Origin of the sequence: Paenibacillus sp. JJ-223, from assembly GCF_927798175.1 — a bacterium.
Taxonomy (GTDB): domain Bacteria; phylum Bacillota; class Bacilli; order Paenibacillales; family Paenibacillaceae; genus Paenibacillus; species Paenibacillus hubeiensis.
Genome location: NZ_CAKMMP010000003.1, coordinates 470,614 through 489,655, shown reverse-complemented (window position 1 = coordinate 489,655; position 19,042 = coordinate 470,614). Strand labels below are relative to the sequence as shown.

Annotated in this window: 16 protein-coding genes; 4 read left to right on the top strand and 12 right to left on the bottom strand. The window is 52.7% G+C overall.

From position 1 onward, the window contains the following. Positions 1-21: 21 nt before the first annotated feature. The 3 genes from L6H98_RS08480 to L6H98_RS08470 are packed head-to-tail and all read right to left on the bottom strand — an operon-like array spanning position 22 to position 4,672. Entirely contained in the window at positions 22-1,200 is a 1,179-nt protein-coding gene (locus L6H98_RS08480; RefSeq protein ID WP_236414294.1) for a VWA domain-containing protein, read from the bottom strand. Next, a complete protein-coding gene (locus tag L6H98_RS08475) occupies positions 1,185-3,584 on the bottom strand; it encodes a DUF5682 family protein (RefSeq protein WP_236414292.1) in 2,400 nt (799 codons plus the stop codon). Before L6H98_RS08475 ends, L6H98_RS08480 begins: the two co-directional genes overlap by 16 nt. Beyond that, complete coding sequence (locus L6H98_RS08470) at positions 3,572-4,672, bottom strand: AAA family ATPase (protein ID WP_236414290.1); 1,101 nt, start codon at positions 4,670-4,672, stop codon at positions 3,572-3,574. The genes L6H98_RS08475 and L6H98_RS08470 overlap by 13 nt, the downstream gene beginning before the upstream one ends. 280 nt (positions 4,673-4,952) lie before the next feature. Between L6H98_RS08470 and L6H98_RS08465 the strand changes: the two genes are divergently transcribed. From L6H98_RS08465 to L6H98_RS08450, 4 genes are all read left to right on the top strand, one after another. Next, a complete protein-coding gene (locus L6H98_RS08465; RefSeq protein WP_236414288.1) occupies positions 4,953-6,146 on the top strand; it encodes a cytochrome P450 in 1,194 nt (397 codons plus the stop codon). A gap of 44 nt (positions 6,147-6,190) precedes the next feature. After that, the gene (locus tag L6H98_RS08460) at positions 6,191-6,340 is read left to right on the top strand and encodes a hypothetical protein (RefSeq protein WP_236414286.1); all 150 of its coding nucleotides are present in this window, start codon (positions 6,191-6,193) and stop codon (positions 6,338-6,340) included. Between the two features lie 161 nt (positions 6,341-6,501). Beyond that, a complete protein-coding gene (locus L6H98_RS08455; RefSeq protein ID WP_236414284.1) occupies positions 6,502-6,786 on the top strand; it encodes a metalloregulator ArsR/SmtB family transcription factor in 285 nt (94 codons plus the stop codon). A gap of 176 nt (positions 6,787-6,962) precedes the next feature. Next, a complete protein-coding gene (locus L6H98_RS08450) occupies positions 6,963-8,141 on the top strand; it encodes an MFS transporter (RefSeq protein WP_236414283.1) in 1,179 nt (392 codons plus the stop codon). 75 nt (positions 8,142-8,216) lie between these two features. Here the strand turns inward: L6H98_RS08450 and L6H98_RS08445 are convergent, their stop codons facing one another. The 9 genes from L6H98_RS08445 to L6H98_RS08405 form a co-directional block, all read right to left on the bottom strand. Then, positions 8,217-8,972 (bottom strand): glucose 1-dehydrogenase, encoded by a 756-nt coding sequence (locus tag L6H98_RS08445; protein WP_236414282.1) that lies wholly within the window; start codon positions 8,970-8,972, stop codon positions 8,217-8,219. Between the two features lie 302 nt (positions 8,973-9,274). Further along, on the bottom strand, positions 9,275-11,002 hold the full coding sequence (gene poxB, locus L6H98_RS08440) for a ubiquinone-dependent pyruvate dehydrogenase (protein ID WP_236414281.1): 1,728 nt from the start codon (positions 11,000-11,002) through the stop codon (positions 9,275-9,277). A gap of 215 nt (positions 11,003-11,217) precedes the next feature. Then, a complete protein-coding gene (locus tag L6H98_RS08435; protein ID WP_236414280.1) occupies positions 11,218-11,979 on the bottom strand; it encodes an SDR family oxidoreductase in 762 nt (253 codons plus the stop codon). Between the two features lie 120 nt (positions 11,980-12,099). After that, positions 12,100-12,399 carry a Dabb family protein gene (locus tag L6H98_RS08430; protein ID WP_236414279.1) on the bottom strand — a complete coding sequence of 100 codons (300 nt, stop codon included), beginning with the start codon at positions 12,397-12,399 and terminating at the stop codon, positions 12,100-12,102. A 167-nt stretch (positions 12,400-12,566) separates the two neighbouring features. Next, complete coding sequence (locus tag L6H98_RS08425) at positions 12,567-12,818, bottom strand: type B 50S ribosomal protein L31 (RefSeq protein WP_236414278.1); 252 nt, start codon at positions 12,816-12,818, stop codon at positions 12,567-12,569. A 138-nt stretch (positions 12,819-12,956) separates the two neighbouring features. Further along, positions 12,957-13,223: an HPr family phosphocarrier protein gene (locus tag L6H98_RS08420; protein WP_236414277.1), complete on the bottom strand. Its 267-nt coding sequence runs from the start codon at positions 13,221-13,223 to the stop codon at positions 12,957-12,959. A 223-nt stretch (positions 13,224-13,446) separates the two neighbouring features. Beyond that, complete coding sequence (locus L6H98_RS08415) at positions 13,447-14,514, bottom strand: NAD(P)-dependent alcohol dehydrogenase (RefSeq protein WP_236414276.1); 1,068 nt, start codon at positions 14,512-14,514, stop codon at positions 13,447-13,449. 27 nt (positions 14,515-14,541) lie between these two features. After that, the gene (locus L6H98_RS08410; protein ID WP_236414273.1) at positions 14,542-16,659 is read right to left on the bottom strand and encodes an alpha-glucuronidase family glycosyl hydrolase; all 2,118 of its coding nucleotides are present in this window, start codon (positions 16,657-16,659) and stop codon (positions 14,542-14,544) included. Further along, positions 16,656-18,836 carry a glycoside hydrolase family 52 protein gene (locus L6H98_RS08405; RefSeq protein ID WP_236414271.1) on the bottom strand — a complete coding sequence of 727 codons (2,181 nt, stop codon included), beginning with the start codon at positions 18,834-18,836 and terminating at the stop codon, positions 16,656-16,658. The genes L6H98_RS08410 and L6H98_RS08405 overlap by 4 nt, the downstream gene beginning before the upstream one ends. Positions 18,837-19,042: the final 206 nt, after the last annotated feature.

Here is a 19,042-nt window from a genome sequence, read left to right as displayed (position 1 = left end):
GGTTATATAAATTGGACCCATTCAACTTATGATCTCTCCGATCCAATCTGCCAGCTCGTTGGGCGTAATGGCGGCAACGTGCGCCCCCATATTGACGAGTGTCTGGGCTGCATGTTTGTTGTAGACGGAGTCCCCGTTGAAATCAAGCGCCGTCAGCACCAGCAGCTTGCAGCCCGAATCCAGAATATCTTTGCAAGCTTTATACATGTGCTGGATCGGATAACCTTCCTCCAGATCGCTGACGAGGATGTAAATCGTTTTTCCGGGGTTATCGATCAACGTTTCACCATAACGCAGTGCTTTGGCAATATGCGTGCCCCCGCCAAGCTGCACGTTCATTAACAGATCCACCGGATCGTCGAGCCGGTCGCTGAGATCAACAACTTGGGTATCGAAAATGAACAATTTGGTGCGCAGCGCATTGAGCCGGTAAAAAATGCTCGCCATCACTGAACTGTAGATTACCGAGTCCAGCATGCTGCCGCTTTCGTCCACGCCGATGATCACGTTCCACTTATTGTGCGGTTGAATATTGCCGTCGAAATACAACCGGTCTATGATGAACCTTCGATTGACGCGATCGACGTTTTTCAGGTTTTTGGTCACCGTTCGCTTGAAGTTCAGATTGCGCAGCGAGCGAACCGGGCTATGTGCATATCGCGAGCGTTTGCCCATAATGCTGGCGCGCGTTTGCGACTCCAGTTTTCTGCGCAAGTCTTCCACGACTTGCCGCACGATCTCTTTGGCGCTTTTCAACACCTCGCCCTTCATGCGGCCTTTGAACTGCATAATGTTTTTGAGCAAGCCCATATTGGGTTCAAGCGACTCAAGCAATTTTTTGTCCGTCAACAGTTCGGTGAGTCCGTAACGGTCCAATGCCTGTTTTTCCAAAATCTCGACCGTCTGTTTCGGAAACAGCTTCCGAACCTTATGCAGCCATTTGGGTACCGTCAGATTGGAAGGACCTCGGCCCCCTTCTTGCCGATAGCCCTGATCTTCCCCGTATTCGCGGCTGTATAAATAGTCCAGTATTTCATCCACTTCGTTATATTGGAAATGCTGCTCGTCAAAGCCGTCAGCCTGGCATAAACCTTCGCTCGCCGATTCTCCGAGGATCAATCGCCAGCGATTGAGCGCTTCCGATGAACTGCGTTTCGCCGACTCGCCAGCGGCTTCATGCATATTCAGATCAGTTTCCATGCCTCAAACTCCTTTCGGATCGCTTCATCCCAAGCCTTTGCCTGTACCAGCACTCTTTCGTCCATAGCGGGAAGGGAAAGCTCGTCCACCTGAACTTGGAAGAGGCCGGCTACCCGTTCCGCAATCAACGCAACTTCCATCGGCGTAAAAAACGTAAAGGCCAGGCGCAATTCGGGAACCATGCCGATAAAATCCTCCGTAGGCAGCTGCGCCACCAAATAGTTCAATTCCTGCAACAGCTCATCTTCATACAGGAATGCATCGCGCGAAATCGCAAAAACACCTTGCAAATACAGCGCGGTTTGCAGCATTTGCTCCGGTGTACCGCGAATATAAGACCGAGCGCGCTGGGTAATTTCCTGCTTTGGCCTGTCGCCGAGCCCGGAGGATATGGCAACGCAGACCCCTTCCAATTGAGGGGGAAGTCCCTGATCCATAAGCAGATCGTTCAAGTAGGAACGGAACGTTTCGTCCTCGAATGGCTGTTCGGCCGAGTCCGCCAGCATCGATAACAGCTTCAATCCCTGAATGATGGCAGCGTGCTCGTCCTGGTTCGTATGGGCTAGCTGCGGCAGCTTGTCCACCGCATTTCGATATGCCTCCACCACCAGCAATCGCAGCCTGTCATCATTTGCAATTCCGAGCAAGTGGCGATGCTGACGAATCCGGTTCAGCGTGTGCAGGCTGTCGCATAAAGAAAGGAAATGGCCGTCTTTGCGCAAAGCGGCGCGTACCTGACTGTATAACCGTTCGGCGGTATCCTGCAGCCCCATCAACAGGGCACGCAGCATGCGCTGGGCAAGCTCTCCGCTGTGATGATCGGGAATGCCCTGCATCTCTTCTTCCATTTTGCGGGCTGCCGCCTCGCGAAGCGTGCCTCCATAGAGCGAGCTTTCAATCAAACGGGCTTCAACGCGTGATGAATACGCATAGACCCAAGTCTCACGAACCAGGTTCATGTCGCGCCGGGCAACCCAATCCGGACCGGATTGCCGCTCCGCGAAATGCGGCACCAAGTATGTAACGCATTGAAAGAGCTGGCTTAATCGGCGATGTTCCTTTTTCGCATACAGATCCAACACCTTTTTATGCTGGCCCGTCGTTCCGATCTGGAGTTTTAGCTCTTTGCACCAAGCTTTAAAGTCTTCAACGATCGGAACGCTGAAAGGATTCGGTGCCACAGTGCCGATGGCATCTCCGGTCAGCAATTGCTGCAGTTCTTTCATAGGCTGTTCCGTCGCGAGCGTAAGCTCGCCCTTGATAAAGGCGGACAACGCCGCGTCCATGAGCTCATAGACCCCGCCTTCCGTTTTGCCTCGCAGCGCCGCCAGATCCTGAATCATGCGATACGCTTCAATGGCGTCGCTTGTGGACACATGTTCATCGCGACTCCGCAGTTTGCGCGTCAGTTTGGCCAGCAAATCGACGGCGACTCGTTCGTATGGGCGGTTTTTCTTTCGCTGCAAATGTTCCCAGATCCATTCATAATAGCTGACGAAAGGCATGCCGCTGGCATAACCGTTCAACCGATCCGCCTCTGCATAGGTATAAACCATTGGGTAAATCTGATGCGATACGGGAGCTGTCTGAGGTAACGTATCTTGATGTGATGCTCCGCCGCCCGGTGCGGCTGCTGGCTCTATGAGCAAGCCATAGGTATGAAATCCTCCCGTAATCACCAGCACCCGTTCATATGCGCCGGCGGCTTCCGCGATGTGTTCGCGCATCCGGGCTTCCCTTGCCAAATCGCCGGATGCCAGCAGCTGGCTCGGCGTATAGCACATTCTAGAACATGTGCAGTACGTAAATACGTCCAGCACAAATTCGCGCGTCGTTTTGGCCAAACCGCCGATCTCGAACACTTTCTCCCAAAGCTCGTCAAAGCTGCGGCAATTCGCCTTTTGACACAAGCGCTGAATAAACTCCGATCCGGCGAGCAATGTTTCATCCTGGCCCGAGACTTCCCTTCGCTCCGAGGTTTGCGTTCCGGCCAGGTGGTGGTAATCCAGATCGATGAAACGGGCCGGGATGCCGCGCCTGGCTGCCTCCCTGATGGCCACGTACTCCGGAGAATAACGCAGCATGGGATAATAGCAAGCATCTCTGCCGTCTTCATTTTCGTACGTATAATACAGGCTGACCGGAGGAACTGTTGCTTCGTCTGCCAGGACGCCAAGCAGCGGGTTTCCGCTTTCCGGGCCTTCGATCAGGATCATATCCGGCTTATACAAATCAATCAGCTTCAATAAATGGTAGGAACAAGCAGGACTGTGATGCCTCACTGGAAAATACAAGGTTCCGCCGTCCGTATTGAACACGCTGGTGTCAAACAGACGCAGCAGCTCATCCATGTCCAAGCCGGACGCGGCGTTTACCCGATCCATTTTTTCTCCTCATAATACTGCTTCCAAATGCCTTCATCCTTGGAACGCTCCTTGACCACCTTGGAAAAATACGTTTTGAGCACGGACAAGTCCTTGTCGTTTTCCTTGGCGATCGTACCCAGCATGTTCTGCACCAGCCGGTCGAGCGCAATGTCCTTCCCTTCATAATAATGGGATGTCATCGCGCTCTGCACATAAACGGATACCGCTTCGGCCGTGCTCATGGAAGCCTGCGGCGTGTCCAGCTTGTACCCTTCGCGGCTCATGCCCGTGCGAAGCTCCATGAAGGTCGTCGCGAGCAGTTCCACCACGTCGGTATTGATTTCTGCCTCGATGCCGCTATGCATCAGCAGGCTGCGTGCCTGGGATTCGATGATTTTGGCTTCCATCTTCACGCTGTTGATCGGCTTGATCGTTTCAAAGTTGAATCGGCGCTTCAGCGCGCCGCTCATTTCGTTAACGCCTTTGTCCCGGATGTTCGCGGTGGCGATCACGTTGAAGCCCGGTTTGGCGAACAATACTCCGCCATCCAGTTCAGGAATGCTCATGACCTTGTCGCTGAGTATGCTGATCAGGCTATCCTGCGCTTCCGAAGGACAACGCGTAATTTCCTCGAAACGGGTCAGGATGCCTTTTTTCATACCGTTATACAACGGGGATGGCACGAGCGCGGCTTCCGAAGGTCCTTTATCAAGCAGCATCGCGTAGTTCCACGAGTACTTGATCATGTCCTCCGTCGTGCCGGCCGTACCTTGAATGGTGTTCAGGCTGGTGCCTGAAATGGCTGCGGTCAACAGCTCGCTCAGCATCGTTTTGGCCGTTCCCGGTTCCCCGACCAGCATAAGCCCCCGGTTTCCCGCCAGCGTCACCACGGCCCGCTCGATCAGCACGTCGTTGCCGTAAAATTTTCGCGTAATCGGCACCTGCTTGCCGTCCAGCACCGCCGGCTCGTCGCGCCCAATGATGAAGTCCCGCACATGCACAGGCGATAACAGCCAATTTGGAGGCCGCTTGCCCTTGTCTTCTTCCCGCAGTGCACGCAGCTGCTCCTCGTACAATGTCTCGGCCGGTGGTTTAATCATTTCCATCGTGAAGCTTTCTCCTCTCACATAACAGATCGTATGTTCTTATTGATGTTATATTAACATACTCCTTTTCAGCCTACAGGCATAAACGCCAAAAATGGTTGAAATGTCCTTCTTATCAGCATCTATACTAAGCCCTTGGACACAGATCCACGTATAAATACGTAACAGAATTGTCCCTGTCCAGACCAATTCGGGATCATTCGTAGCAACATTTGCATATTGCCCAAGCATCTGGAAAAATAGAGTTGTATCCAAACGAGCAAAGAGAGGGGATATTCATTTGAGCAATCAGCCTGGTTCGAATTATTCCGATTTCTTCACGCCCGAATTCACCCGGAATCCGTATCCCGTTTATGCAAAAATGAGACAACAGGAACCCGTTTTTCGCATCTTGTTCCCCGATGGGCAATACGTCTGGCTTATCACGCAATATGAAGATGCGGTACAAGTGCTTAAAGATCCGCGATTCAGCAAGGACGTGGTCAAACGATACGGGGCGGAACACGCAACCATGATGACGAATAACATGCTGTTCGCCGACCCGCCCGACCATCGACGCCTGCGAGGACTCGTGCAAAAGGCATTTACGCCTAAACTCATTGCGGACATGCGCGATCACATCCAGGAGATTGCCGACGACTTGCTCAACAATCTGTCATCCACGGAACGCGTGGACTTGATCGACGAATATGCATTCCCGCTGCCGATTATCGTCATTAGCGAAATTTTGGGCGTACCCTTGGAGGATCAGGACAAATTCCGGGTCTGGTCCAATGCCATCATTGACGCAAACAGCGCCGAGCATGCGGATACGTTTCAGGAGCATAGCGAGGCATTCAGGGCTTATTTGACCGAATGGTTCGCCAAAGTACGGAAGGAGCCAGGAAAGGATCTGATCAGCCAGCTTGTAGCGGCAGAGGAAGCGGGCGATAAACTGTCCGAAGAAGAGCTGCTTGGCGTTGTCGCCCTGCTCATCATTGCCGGTCACGAAACCACCGTAAACCTGATCGGCAACGGCGTTCTTGCTTTGCTGGAACATCCGGAGCAGCGCGATCTGTTGGTCAAGCAGCCGGAGTTGATCCATCAAGCCGTCGAAGAAATGCTGCGTTATAATGGCCCCGTGGAATTCAGCACAACGCGTTGGGCCTTGGAAGATATTGAATTTCGCGGACAACATATTGCCAAAGGAGAGATTGTCATCGTTGCGCTGGATTCGGCCAACCGGGACGAAGCACGCTTCAGCGATGCAGACCTGTTCGATATCACGCGCGAGAAGAGCCCGCATTTGGCTTTCGGAACAGGCATTCACCTTTGTCTCGGAGCGCCGCTCGCCCGCCTGGAAGGGGAAATCGCCATTGCAACCTTGTTGAAACGATTTCCGCACATGCGTCTTGCATCCGACGTGGATTCGCTGGAATGGCGGGCAGGTCTGATTGTAAGAGGGGTAAAGGCCCTCCCTATTCAACTAAGCTAGAAGCAGAAACCGATCTTTCAACAACAAACCCGGAGCCGGCAGCGTTGTCTGTGGATCAACAAGCGCTGGAGCACAGGCTGATCGAACTTATTCGCGCTGGCAACACAATCAGGGCTATCAAGGAATTGCGCGAGGCAAGAAGGCTGTCGCTCAAGGATGCCAAGGATGTTGTTGAAGCTCTTGAACGAAACTAAAAAGTATCACCCCTACTCCCTGCGGAAATGCTTACGCTCTTGGCATGCATCCTTGCTGTCTAAGACGAATTTTCAGCAGGGAGTTTACATTTTCCTCGATCCATGCTATCTTATTTCTATATTCCTAGAAATAAGAAATAAAGATGAAGGGACTAACCATAATGGTGAATAACCCGATTGATATGGAACAAGCCGTGAAAATTCATAAAGCGTTGGGTGAGCAAACACGGTACAAAATCGTTCAGATCTTGTCCGGTGAAAGCAATCTTTGTCCTGCCGATCTGGAGAACCGCCTTGTAACGGTGGCCCTTTCCACCTTGTCTCACCATTTGAAGCAGCTGTCCGATTGCGGCTTGCTTACATCCCAAAAAAAAGGAACCTATATCTACTACAGCCTGAATACAGACACCGTACAGCGGTATGCTCCCTATCTGTTAAACAGCTAAAAATTTTGATCGTTATTTCTATAAAACTAGAAATATCGAAAATAGGGCTGTTCGGATGAACATCAGCATGTTAGCTCACTCAATGCATTCAATGGACGGTATAGCGGTTTTTCTTTGTCTTTATTTCTATATTTCTAATAATATCAAAAAACTATTATCGAAAGAGGTTGATCTCGTTGTCTAAACAGCTGAAAATCGTTGTTCTCGCTTTGGTCAGTTTTCTTGTCGGCACTTCCGAGTATATCATTGCCGGCATTCTGGATCGCATCGCCGCCACGATGCACATCTCACTGATTGCTGCCGGTCAGCTGATTACCGTATTTTCACTCGTTTACGCCCTCGGTACTCCAGTGATCATCGCCCTGACTTCCCGCTTCGATCGGCGAAAATTGCTGCTTTATTTCCTCGGTCTTTTCGTCATCGCCAATGTGCTAGCCTTCCTGCTGCCAGGATACGAATGGTTTATTGCTGCCCGTATTCTGATGGCGCTTGGCGCCGGAGTGGTTGTCGTTACCGCGCTAACCGTCGCTTCCAAAATCGCCCCTGAGGGTAAACAGGCCAGTGCCATTGCTACGGTCATTACCGGCTTCACCGCTTCCCTGATCGTTGGCGTGCCTTTGGGAAGGCTCGTTGCCGCCTCATGGGATTGGAAACTCGTTTTTGCAGGGATTGCGTTCCTTGGCCTATTATCCATGCTGGTCATTGCATCAACCATTCCGCCATTGGAAGCCGAAGCTCATGTTCCATTGAAAAAACAGTTGTCCCTCTTGAAGCAGCCCCGAATCGGCTTGGCCCTGCTTGTGACCTTTTTCTGGCTGGGCGGTTATTCGATCACCTATACGTACATTTCGCCGTATCTGATCGAAATCTCCGGCATGAGTGAAGCCGTGTTAAGCACCACCTTGCTTGCCTTCGGCATTGCAAGTCTGATCGGCTCCAAGGCAGGAGGTTACAGTGCAGACCGTCAAGGCGTAAAACGCACGCTGCTTGTGGGAATGGCTCTTCATGTGTTTAGCCTTGCGATGTTAAACTGGACATCCCACTCTTCATTCGCCATCGTAGCCGTACTTATTTTGTGGTCTTTTGCGGCCTGGTCGTCCGGTCCGACTCAACAATATCATCTCGTTACTATGGCTCCTGAATCCTCCAGCATCATGCTCAGTCTGAACAGCTCCGTTATGCAGCTCTCCATGGCTGCAGGTGCCGGTATTGGGGGGATTGCCGTCAGCGCCATATCGTTATCGTCCATCACCTGGATCGGTGCAGCCGGAGTCGCCATTGCTTTTGTGGTGGTTGGGGTCTCCTATCGATCCGCACACAGGAAAGTAACTTCAAATGCTTCAAGTGCCGCATAAGGAACAATAATCACTTGGTAATAAGAAAAAGAGAGGCTCTGTCACATACAGCGCCTCTCTTTCTTTGTTCATCCATTATTGTGCCGTTACGGCACCATCAATGGGATATACAGCACCGTTGATGTACGGAGCTTCGTCTCCAAGCAGGAAAGCAACCAGGTTCGCGATTTCTTCCGGCTTGCCGAGGCGTCCCGAAGGGATGCTGTCAACGGTCGCCTTGAACACCTCCGGGTTGTCCTTGCCGAATTGCACAACCATTGGCGTTTCGATCGTTCCCGGCGCAATGGCGTTTACGCGAATTTGATCTTTGCCGTATTCGATAGCCGCCGTACGTGTCAGACCAACCACGCCATGTTTCGTCGCCGCATAAGGAGCCACGGCGGGTACGCCGACTACGCCTGCCGTTGAGGCGGTGTTGACGATCGAACCGCCGCCCGTTTTGAGCATTTCGGTAATGACATATTTCAATCCGTAAAATACGCTTCTCAAGTTAATGTCGATGATTTTGTCAAACTGTTCAATCGTGTGCTCGATCAATTTGACGCCTGGGCCCGCGATTCCGGCATTGTTAAAGAACATGTCGATGCGTCCGAACTCATCGATCGTTTTTTTTACGTAGTTTTCCACGTCCGCAGCCTTGCTCACGTCTGCCTGAACGAAAATGGCTTTTCCGCCAAGGTCCTTGATTTGTTTAACCGTTTCCCGACCTGTCTCTTCTACGAGATCAACGACAACGATGGATGCTCCCTTTTCCGCCAGCTTCAACGCAGCAGCTTGTCCCAAACCGCTTCCTGCTCCAGTAATGATAGCTACTTTTCCGGTGTGACTCATGTTGATCTCCTCCATGTCTGTACGTTTTTCGTCATCGGATGGTTAAGTCGATTTGAAGCAGTGCTCAAACATAACCTATGTAAGATAAAAAAGTATCCTTCCTGACTTACTTATTGTAAATGACTTACGACAAAAAAATCAAATTATATTTATATTGGTACATATAATTTCGTTTCATAAGTATATAAAAATGGTGCGAAGAAGAGAGCGTCCAAAACAGGACATGTTTTGAACCCGCTCCCCCTACGCATCCGATAGGATGATGATGCACAGCATAACGCCTGGAATTTCCCTCCAAGCCGTTAGCGCAGCAAATTCGTTTTGGCCAGCTCGATCAGCTCATCCCCACGCCCGTTAAGTACAGCCTTCATCATCCACAGCGTGAAGCCTTCCGCTTGTTTGATGCTGATTTTTGGTGGCAAGGACAGTTCCTGCCGGTTGACGACTGCGTCGATCAGGACAGGGCCGTCATGCTGCAGTGCCTGCTGGATCGCTCCTTCGACATCGGCCGGATCTTCTACTCGAATGCCTTTGATGCCCATAGCTTCCGCCACCGTCGCAAAGTTGGGATTGACGAGCTCGGTGCCTGATTCCAAAAAACCGGCCGCCTTCATTTCAAGTTCGACGAAACTAAGCGCTCCATTATTGTAAACCACAACCTTCACCGGCAGATTGTGCTGTTTCAGGGTAAGCAGGTCACCCATCAGCATGGCTAATCCGCCGTCGCCGGACAAAGAAATGACCTGCCGGCCAGGATCGGCTACTTGCGCCCCAATGCCTTGAGGCAGTGCGTTGGCCATCGTGCCATGATTGAACGAGCCGAGCAGACGGCGATTTTGGCTCATTTTCAAGTAACGTGCCGCCCATACGGTAGGCGTGCCTACGTCGCACGTAAAAATGGCATTCTCCGCGGCTGCGTCGCTGATCGCTTGCGTAAGGTATTGCGGATGGATCGGCTTTTTGCCGGGTTTGCCCACGGCCAACTCATCCAAGTCTTTACGCACCTTTTCGAAATGTTCCACACTTTTGCGCAGATGTTTGTCGCTGTGCTCTTGTGTCAAATAGGGCAGCAATGCTTCGATGGTAGCCTTCACGTCCCCGCACACCCCATAATCCAGCTTGGTTCTTCGGCCAAGGTGCGAAGCTTGAATGTCCACCTGCAGAACGATGGCCTCCTCGGGATAAAACTGCCGATACGGGAAATCTGTGCCCAACATCAGCAATATATCGCAATCCATCATCGCATGATATCCGGATGAATATCCGATCAATCCGGTCAATCCCACTGAATACGGATTGTCATACTCCAGATGCTCCTTGCCCCGGAGCGCGATGACCATCGGCGATTTCAACCTGTCGCACAGCTGCATCAGCTGCTCATGTGCACCAGCGCATCCGGCCCCGCAGAGTAGCGTTATCTTTCGGTCGCTATTCAAGTACTCTGCAAGTTTTTGCAGTTCGGGAACGGAAGGGTGAACGACGGGTTTGGGGGTTTGGAATACATGCTCGGGTACGGGAAGATTGGCCGCCTCCAGAGCAGCAACATCGCCCGGCAACACAATAACCGAAACGCCCGAACGCGCCACCGCAGTCTGCATGGCCATCGTAATCGAACGCGGCATCTGCTTGGCCGTGGTGACGACCTCGCAATAATGGCTGCATTCCTGAAACAAATATTCCGGATGCGTGGATTGAAAATATTCGCTTCCAATCTCGTCGCTCGGAATATGTGCCGCAATGGCCAGAACGGGAACGCGATTCCGGTGACAGTCGTACAAACCATTGATTAAATGCATATTCCCCGGGCCGCTGCTTCCGGCGCAAACGGCAATGCTCCCGGCAACGGCCGCATCCGCTCCGGCGGCAAACGCCGCGACTTCCTCGTGACGCACGTGGATCCATTCGATTTCACCCGAACGGCGAATGGAATCGAGGATCGCGTTCAACGAGTCTCCAACAATACCATAAATACGTTTAACGCCTGCGTTTAGCAAGGCTTTAATGACAACATCCGCTACTGTCTTCTTCATGGACAATCTCCTTTATTCGCTGAATATGAGTTATGCTTCCACCTCGCCGATATACCTATTCGCATACCCGAAATCATTCAACCCGAACCAGATGACGCAAAAATCCGCCTGTCGCAGAGACAGGCGGATACATATGCGGAACATATATGGAACAGTTGCCCACACGGGCAGCGCACCATGATGAACATATTTCAAATCAAACACAAACTTCGCCATTAAATGGCTGGCATGACATTGCCGCCGCTCACCGGGATGTACGCCCCGGTAATGAACGAAGACAGATCGGAAGCCAAGAAAGCGACGGCATTGGCAATTTCCTGATCCTCGCCTCTGCGTTTCAAGGGAACTTGATCGGCGTAAGCCTGATCGTAACCAGGTTCTGCGGCGCGGTCGCGATCGCTGATGGTCCATCCCGGAGCGACTTGATTGACCGTAATCTGATGCTCCCCCACTTCGCGCGCAAGCACGCGATACAGACCATCCATGCCGCGTTTGCCTGCAGTGTATGCGGACTGCGTGGCAAAATTTTGCATGGCGCATTCCGTGTTGATACCGATGAAACGTCCGCTCCCGGCTTCCTTCATGTGCGGAATGAACGCTTTGGCCAAGTACACGCTCTGCATTACGCAAGACTCGAACTGACTCATGTAATCCTGCGGAGATTGTTCAAGCACCGTCGTCCACGCATACTGAATCACCGCATTGGCAACGACGATATCGACCGGGCCCAAACCCGCCAGGATCTCATCGCGAATCCGAAGGGACGTTTCTTCTTTCGTGATATCCCCTTGCACGGTTAAGGCTTTGCGGCCGGCGGCCTCGATCTGCTGCCGAAGTTCTTCGGCCTGGGCCTGATTGTTTATGTAATGAAGCGCGATATCCGCGCCGCAATCTGCCAGTGTACGTGCAATAACACGTCCCAACTGACCGGTGGAGCCTGTGACAAGCGCGATTTTGCCCGTAAGATCCAAACGCATTGCAGCACCTCCTTTTTCACGTCATATTGTTTCTGGATCCGAGTTCAAAACACCCTCAGTAAAGGGCACTATATAGAAAACGGTTTCGTTTTAGGAATCAATGATTGCTGCAAACCGTTATTATTGATGTTGAATCAGATCGATTTCCTGGAAACGACTGACTTCCTTCAGCCAACGCTCTTCCACATATTTGCGATGCGCTGGATGATCATTATAGCTGTCGTAAGCAGCCTGATCGGCGAATACCATGGAGAATCCGTAGTCGAATTCGTTTTTGGCGCTAATTTGCTTCAATACCTGAAATTGCTCCACACCCGGAATGACCTCGAGCACATTTTTGCTTTCCTGCAAGAAGGCTTCTGCCTCAGCCGTTCCCTTGCCTGCGTACAACGAAAACGTTACCATATGCGTGATGCTCATCTCTAAACTCCTCCTCCAATGTATATATAACGATCTACTTAATAGTACCTCCGAACAGTGTGTAAGCGCAATCTTTATATTTACATCTATTTTCCACTTATTCCCATTAAAACAACAAAAAAGCCTGGGGCAGTGCCCGAGGCTTCCGTATGAACGTCCAACAACATTTAGTTTTTGAGATTGTATTTACGGTTGAAGCGATCCACACGACCGCCCACGTCAACCACTCTTTGTTTGCCTGTAAAGAACGGGTGTGATGCGGAACTGGTGTCCACGCGAATGACGGGATACGTGTTTCCGTCCTCCCATTCCATCGTTTCGTTCGAATGTTTGGTGGAAGAACTGAGGAACTTGTAATCGGCACTGGCGTCATAGAAAATAACGATCTGCGTTTTTGGATGGATATCTGCTTTTGGCATATCTATCTTCACTCCTTGTGATGTGAGTAAGTGTTCCCTTGAATTGAACCAAATTCGATTATACTCCATTTTGCATAAAAAATCAACAATATCTGGAATTTGATGCATGCTGGCTGCAAGCTCTGCAGTGAGTCCAGTCTATGAGTGGCCCTTCTCCAATACGTCCAGGATGTATTCCAGCGCCTCCAGCTCGTCTCTCCCTCTGGTCTGCAATCGGACCACGCTGCCGTGACGAATCGGAAGCATGGCCATGCCGAGCAAGCTTTTGACATCCACCCGATGCTCGTGATCAGTGGTTACGAATGACAAGGAGATGTCCGAGGCAAAACGCGATGCTTGGGATGAAACCGCGATCAGGTCATCCCGGTCAAAATCGGAGTGAATCGTAAACTCGTGTGTTCTCACGACGCTCAGTTCCTTTCAGCAAAAGTTGCGATAATCCATTGTATGCCTATCGTTGCATATTGAATTCTTTCAGCATTATACCACGATATGACAGGTTGTCTAATCCTTGCCGGAAAAAAAGCCCGCAATGGCCATCGAAAAAACATAACAATGGCCAGCTCCAACTGCTGATAGACTCATGAAATGCAAAAGAAGCCCCGGATACAGGGCTTCCTTCATCTCTTTATCGACCGTTTGGATATACCATGACTTTCAGGCTTCCGCTCTTGTTGTGCAGCGCCCGCTCCATCGCTTGCTGCGTCTCTTCAAGGTCGTATCTGTCCGTAATGAGCGACATCACGTCGTGCTGTCCCGAAGCAAGGAACTCGATTCCTGCCGGATACGTGTTGGCATAACGGAAAATGCCGTAGATATCAACCTCGTTATCCGCAATGAACGGCACGTTCAACGCGATCTCGTCCTGGGCGGGCAGCCCGACGATCGCAAGTTTGCCTCCGCGACGAAGCGAGTATAAGGCGGTTTGCAGCGCTTTCGGGTTGCCTGCCGTCTCCCAAGCGGTATCCACGCCGATCCCGTTCGTCAATTCACGAATGGCTTGAACCGCATCCTCCTTACGAACATTGATGGCATGCGTCGCTCCGAGACGGAGGGCAGCCTCCAAACGCACCTCTTCCAGATCCGTCACGATAATGCGGTCCACGCCGAAGGATTTCGCTGCAGCCACGGCCATCAGGCCGACAGGGCCCATGCCCATGATGGCCAGCGTCGTTCCCGGAGCCAGCTTGCTGCGGCGGGCCGCATGAATGCCGACGGAAAACGGCTCGTTCATGGCGGCTTCCTCGAAGCTGAGGTGATCCGGGATAGGGAACACCATGTCCTCCCGAATCGTCATGTACTGCACGAATGCGCCATCCACCGGCGGCGTCGCCAGAAATTGCACATCCGGGCAGAGATTGTAGCGCCCCTCTTTGCACGCTGGACAACGTCCACATGTGACGCCCGGCTCGATGGCTACCCGATCTCCTTCTTTCAGTCGCGTAACGTCTGCGCCGACGGCGGCGATGATGCCCGCGCATTCATGTCCCAGAATGATCGGCTTTTCAACGACGAACCTGCCGATTCGCCCATGCTCGAAGTAATGCACGTCTGAACCGCACACGCCCACTGCCATTACTTTGACAAGCACTTCGTCGGGTGCCGGTTCAGGCACCGGCTGCTCCTCGATGCGGATCGAACCCGGCTCTGTCATGACCGCGGCTTTCATCGTTTCGGGAATCTCTTGATGTCGCATGGTACTCCTCCTTCTGCCTTTTCTTCATTAATATATAGTTCTTCCCCATCGATCCTCGATCCCGCTTTTGCGGTAGAAGTACGTATTGATCATGTCGCGCCATTCCTTTGCATGTTCGGCCTGGCCTTCCTGCAGCGCAGCCACTTTGTTGAATATGGTCGGATCGATCTTGCCCTCAAGCCGCTTCCAATCGTTCAACAATGCTGCTGCCTGATCGGCCCCGTCGAAATGGGTGTCGTAAATATGCTGTATAACCGTTTTGCCGGAGTGCAGCACATGCGTGTAAGGAACATGGTGGAAAAAGAGCAGCAGTTCGTCCGGGCAGGTTTCCAGCGATTCGTATCTGTCCGCATTCGCGGCATGGTACTGCGAAGCATAACCCGTACCGCTTTTCGCCGTCCGATCCACGCCGATGCCATGGCAATCCGCGAAATGATACGTGCCCCATTTGGAATACTCGTAACCGTCTACGTTCGGACCGTAATGGTGTTCCGGATTAACCATCCAGCCTACGCCAAGCGGTGCGGTGTAGCTTTCGTAGATGTCCAGCGAACGGAGCAGCATGCCTGTAATGATAGTTACGATTTCGTCGTCGCTGCCGAACGTCAGCCTCACCCATTCGTCCGCAATCTGTTCGGCGGACAATTCCGGGTTCCATGCGAGACGTCCATACCCGTACAAATTGGCCTGGGCCAACGGATGTCCCGTCCAGCAAGCATCCGCGCCGATATTGGAAACGGCCGCAAAGCCGTTTAGGGACCTGCCATACAACGAACCGTCGGCGATGCGTTTCACTTGCGAACCCTCGCCTTTGGCATGTGTGTCAAAATCCAGAACTTCTTTCCATTGCGGGATCAAATAACAGAGGTGACGCTGCTGGCCCGTATATTCCTGCGTAATTTGGAATTCAAGCACCTGATTTGTATGCTCCATCGCCCCGAACAACGGCGATACCGGTTCGCGGACCTGAAAGTCCATCGGGCCGTTTTTGATCTGCAAAACGACGTTGTCGGCAAACCGTCCGTCGAGCGGTTTGAAATGATCGTATGCTGCACGCGCGCGGTCGGTCGAACGGTCTCTCCAGTCCTGTTTGCAGTTGTACACGAAGCAGCGCCAGATCACGATCCCCCCGAACGGCTGAAGCGCTTCGGCCAGCATGTTGGCCCCGTCGGCATGATCACGGTTATACGTGAAAGGTCCAGGACGGTTTTCGGAATCCGCCTTGATCAGGTATCCGCCGAAGTCCGGAATGGCCGCATAGACCTTGGCGGTCTGCGATTTCCACCACTCCCGCACTTCTTCATCGAGCGGATCTGCCGTATGCAGTCCGCCGATCTCGATGGGGCTTGCATAATTGGCGCTCAGGAACAGCTTGATTCCGTAATCCCTGAATTCCGCGGCTACCCGTGCCACGTCGCCAAGGAATGGTTCCGTCAGGAACAGGCTTTCCCTTTGGTGCACGTTGACGTTATTAATCGCGATCGCGTTCAGCCCTGTCGATGCAAGAAGACGTGCATAATCGCGAATCCGAGCGGTGTCGGATACGATCTCCCCGTTTTCATAGAAGATAGACCTGCCTGCATACCCTCGCTCTATGCTTCCGTCCACGTTATCCCACTGGTTGAGCATGCGCAGCAGGTTGCGCGGCTGCTCGGCAATCTGGCCGAACACCTCCGCGGAGGCCCCATCCGGACGCCCTATGCGAAGCACAAGCTCTCTTAATACATGGAATGAACCGTACAAAACGCCTTGGGGAGTTTCCGAACCGATGTAAAGATGTCCGCGGTCCGCATCTTCGCGAATGACGTAACCTTCGCCATGAACCGAAGCGCGCTCGGCATCGGTAAACGTATTCCGAAGGGTTGCGCTGCCCGCCCATGTACCGATCCATATCCCTGCCGCTGATGCGTGAACATCTCCGGCAGCCGTCGTTTCAGGTTTGCTGCCATACAGCTTTTCCAGTCCGATCGTCAGCTCTGCAGCAGCTGTTTTGACAACCGAATGAGCTTCTTCAGTAATCACCTGGCGAGCCCAGAGCGGTGCCTTGGCCGATCCAGCCCCGTTTTTTCCCGGGACTCCTGCGAGATATCCCAGCCAAGCGTCATATTGCGGTCCGGCCAGCCCGGATTGTACGATTGAACTCATTGTGCCGCCTCCTTGGTTGCATAGATCTGTGTCAGTCGGTTGCCCTTGCCTTCGAGCAGCCATAGTATCGATGTTACGCCGCGCGGGTAATATTTGCTGCCGACCGCTACGCCGGACAGAATCTGATCGCTCCAGCACCAATAGGATTCTGCCGGATGCAGCAGCCAATCGACATGTGCGGCATCCGCCGCTTTTCCTGTTTCGTCCCACTCCACGCCCAGCAGCTCTCTGGCGATGAACTGGGAAAGGTAGATTTTGCTCAGCCACGAATTGTTGCTCGTCGAGGACAGCTTCCAGCCGCCGTCCGCGAAGAGGCAGGTGCCTGGAACAAGAACCGTCTTCAAGTGCGTACGCAGCGCCTGCAAATAAGCGCCGAAGCGGCCGTTTGCGTCCAATGCGCCCTCGCAGCCTGTGAAATACGGGAACACGAGCCCTTCGATCGCCGGAATGATGCGCGAATCGTTATTTTCCGCAATGACGGCCGGAATGTAGCCGCCATCCGTCAATTGCGCCGCGATGCTGGCCGCGCAGCGATCGGCTTGACGACCTGCTTGGTACGACAAGTCGTTAAGCTTTTCCGCAGCGAACAACTTCTCGAGCGCTACATACACCGCCCAGCATTTGCCCGCCAGATAGATGTTGTTACGGGATTGTCCCAGCGACACGTCCAGGCTGTCGTAGGTCGTAATCTCTGCCCCGCCTTTGGTGCGGGTGCTGTCCAGGCCCATCAACCCGTTTCGTTGATTTTCCTCCGGATGATCACGGTTGACCATGCTCTGGAAGCAGTCTTGGATGACAGGCAGCATGTTCTGCACAAAATCCCGATCCCGAGTCTGCTCGATGTACACCGTCGCGCAGCAGAGCCAGTTGACCAATTCCTCATGGCTCATCTGCGAGAAGCAGTCATCGATGCCGGCCAGTTCGTACGCCGAATGTCCGGGTCTCGAAAATACGTTGGCTACGCCGATGTCGTGCGTAAACGTGATTCCCCCAGGATGCGTCTTTTCCTCTCCCGGGAATCGGACCTCATCGGTATAGCTGTACCGTTTCACGAACCACTCCAGTTCATTGCGTACCGTCCACGGATTCATGGCCAATTCGAAATACAGCTGGTCCGCGGTCAAATCGAGCGTGTTCATCATGCGATATTCGCCTTCGTTGACCACCCAGAGCGGTTCTCCATCTGCATCGAGCAGCTGCGTGCTTGCGTAATAACTGTGGACGGAATGCGCCAGCATGAACGACTGATCCTCGGACAATGCGGAAACGCCCAAGCGCCGATCCGCTTCCTCGCACGAAGCTGCCAGTTCATCGAAGCGATTCAGCGCGTATGTTCCCGCCTCCTGGATGTTCGCGAAATACCGGGTATACCAATAGGTCGTGTCCATGCCGGAAGTGACAATGCCTCCGCGATAGAAGCTTACCGCAAAACGGTACGTGCGCTGTTCTCCTGCGGGAACTTCCATAAGCAAAGCGGCTGTGCCGCCAAGGCCGAAGGCCAGATTTTCCACGTGTTTTTCAAGCAAAATCTTCTCCAGCGTAAAACCGAGCGCGGGCCAAAGTCCGCTATCCTTCGAAAGGATCGCCGTATGGCGCCCTTGGCCAATGCCCGTCACGGAACCGCCTTCTGGCCCGCCAATCATACGCATCGCGGAATATGGATCGCTGCCCTGGTAACCGAAGAACGCTCTGCGCGTTTGCTGTCCCTGGCGGTTGTCCAATACAAGCTCGACCAGCACGGCTGGCACCAAGGCATCTTTCAGCGCTTGTTCATCCCCTTCAACCGGGTGAGGCACCGGACGTACCGGCGAATAAATGCGGAAAGTCAGATCACCTGCGGTCCATGTATCCGTGCCGATCGTCAGTTTACGGCTGATGTCCTCGTCGCGAAACGCGGAGACCAACGGTTTGGCCGCTTCGGCCGCCGACGCGTCAGTGTGATCCGGCTTTTCTACGTCATAACGGGCACTTTCGTCTTCGGTTGCTGCAAAAAAGGGCAAAGCCTCGTAATGTTCGCCGTCCCGTGCCTGAAGGCCGATGTAGATGTTTTCGTCGGCAGGCTTGCCCAATTCGAGTCCAAGACCGCCTTTGGCTCCTTTATATCCAAGCGTAAAGCTTGCAAAAGCGCCGATCGGCGCATGGTGGGCATTATAGAAAATCGATTTGGATGTGTTCATGGGATGCGACCCCTCTCAAATGATTTGCATGCGTTTTCATAGCCCCATCCTATCATGGCATTTCCGGCCAGACCATGGTCAAATCAAGCAGATATTTACCCAAATCGGGCTGATGGTTTATAATCGTACTAAAGCGGTTTCATGCTTTGGCGCATGAAGAAATGTTTCAGTACACCGCGGGAAGGTTACGCCGAATCAAGCTTGCA

What these genes read in the sequence shown, in the direction of transcription:
- L6H98_RS08480 (WP_236414294.1), bottom strand. Translation starts at nt 1,200, where the DNA reads ATGGAAACTGATCTGAATATGCATGAAGCCGCTGGCGAGTCGGCGAAA.
- L6H98_RS08475 (WP_236414292.1), bottom strand. Translation starts at nt 3,584, where the DNA reads ATGGATCGGGTAAACGCCGCGTCCGGCTTGGACATGGATGAGCTGCTG.
- L6H98_RS08470 (WP_236414290.1), bottom strand. Translation starts at nt 4,672, where the DNA reads ATGGAAATGATTAAACCACCGGCCGAGACATTGTACGAGGAGCAGCTG.
- L6H98_RS08455 (WP_236414284.1), top strand. Translation starts at nt 6,502, where the DNA reads ATGGTGAATAACCCGATTGATATGGAACAAGCCGTGAAAATTCATAAA.
- L6H98_RS08445 (WP_236414282.1), bottom strand. Translation starts at nt 8,972, where the DNA reads ATGAGTCACACCGGAAAAGTAGCTATCATTACTGGAGCAGGAAGCGGT.
- poxB (WP_236414281.1), bottom strand. Translation starts at nt 11,002, where the DNA reads ATGAAGAAGACAGTAGCGGATGTTGTCATTAAAGCCTTGCTAAACGCA.
- L6H98_RS08435 (WP_236414280.1), bottom strand. Translation starts at nt 11,979, where the DNA reads ATGCGTTTGGATCTTACGGGCAAAATCGCGCTTGTCACAGGCTCCACC.
- L6H98_RS08430 (WP_236414279.1), bottom strand. Translation starts at nt 12,399, where the DNA reads ATGAGCATCACGCATATGGTAACGTTTTCGTTGTACGCAGGCAAGGGA.
- L6H98_RS08425 (WP_236414278.1), bottom strand. Translation starts at nt 12,818, where the DNA reads ATGCCAAAAGCAGATATCCATCCAAAAACGCAGATCGTTATTTTCTAT.
- L6H98_RS08415 (WP_236414276.1), bottom strand. Translation starts at nt 14,514, where the DNA reads ATGCGACATCAAGAGATTCCCGAAACGATGAAAGCCGCGGTCATGACA.
- L6H98_RS08410 (WP_236414273.1), bottom strand. Translation starts at nt 16,659, where the DNA reads ATGAGTTCAATCGTACAATCCGGGCTGGCCGGACCGCAATATGACGCT.
- L6H98_RS08405 (WP_236414271.1), bottom strand. Translation starts at nt 18,836, where the DNA reads ATGAACACATCCAAATCGATTTTCTATAATGCCCACCATGCGCCGATC.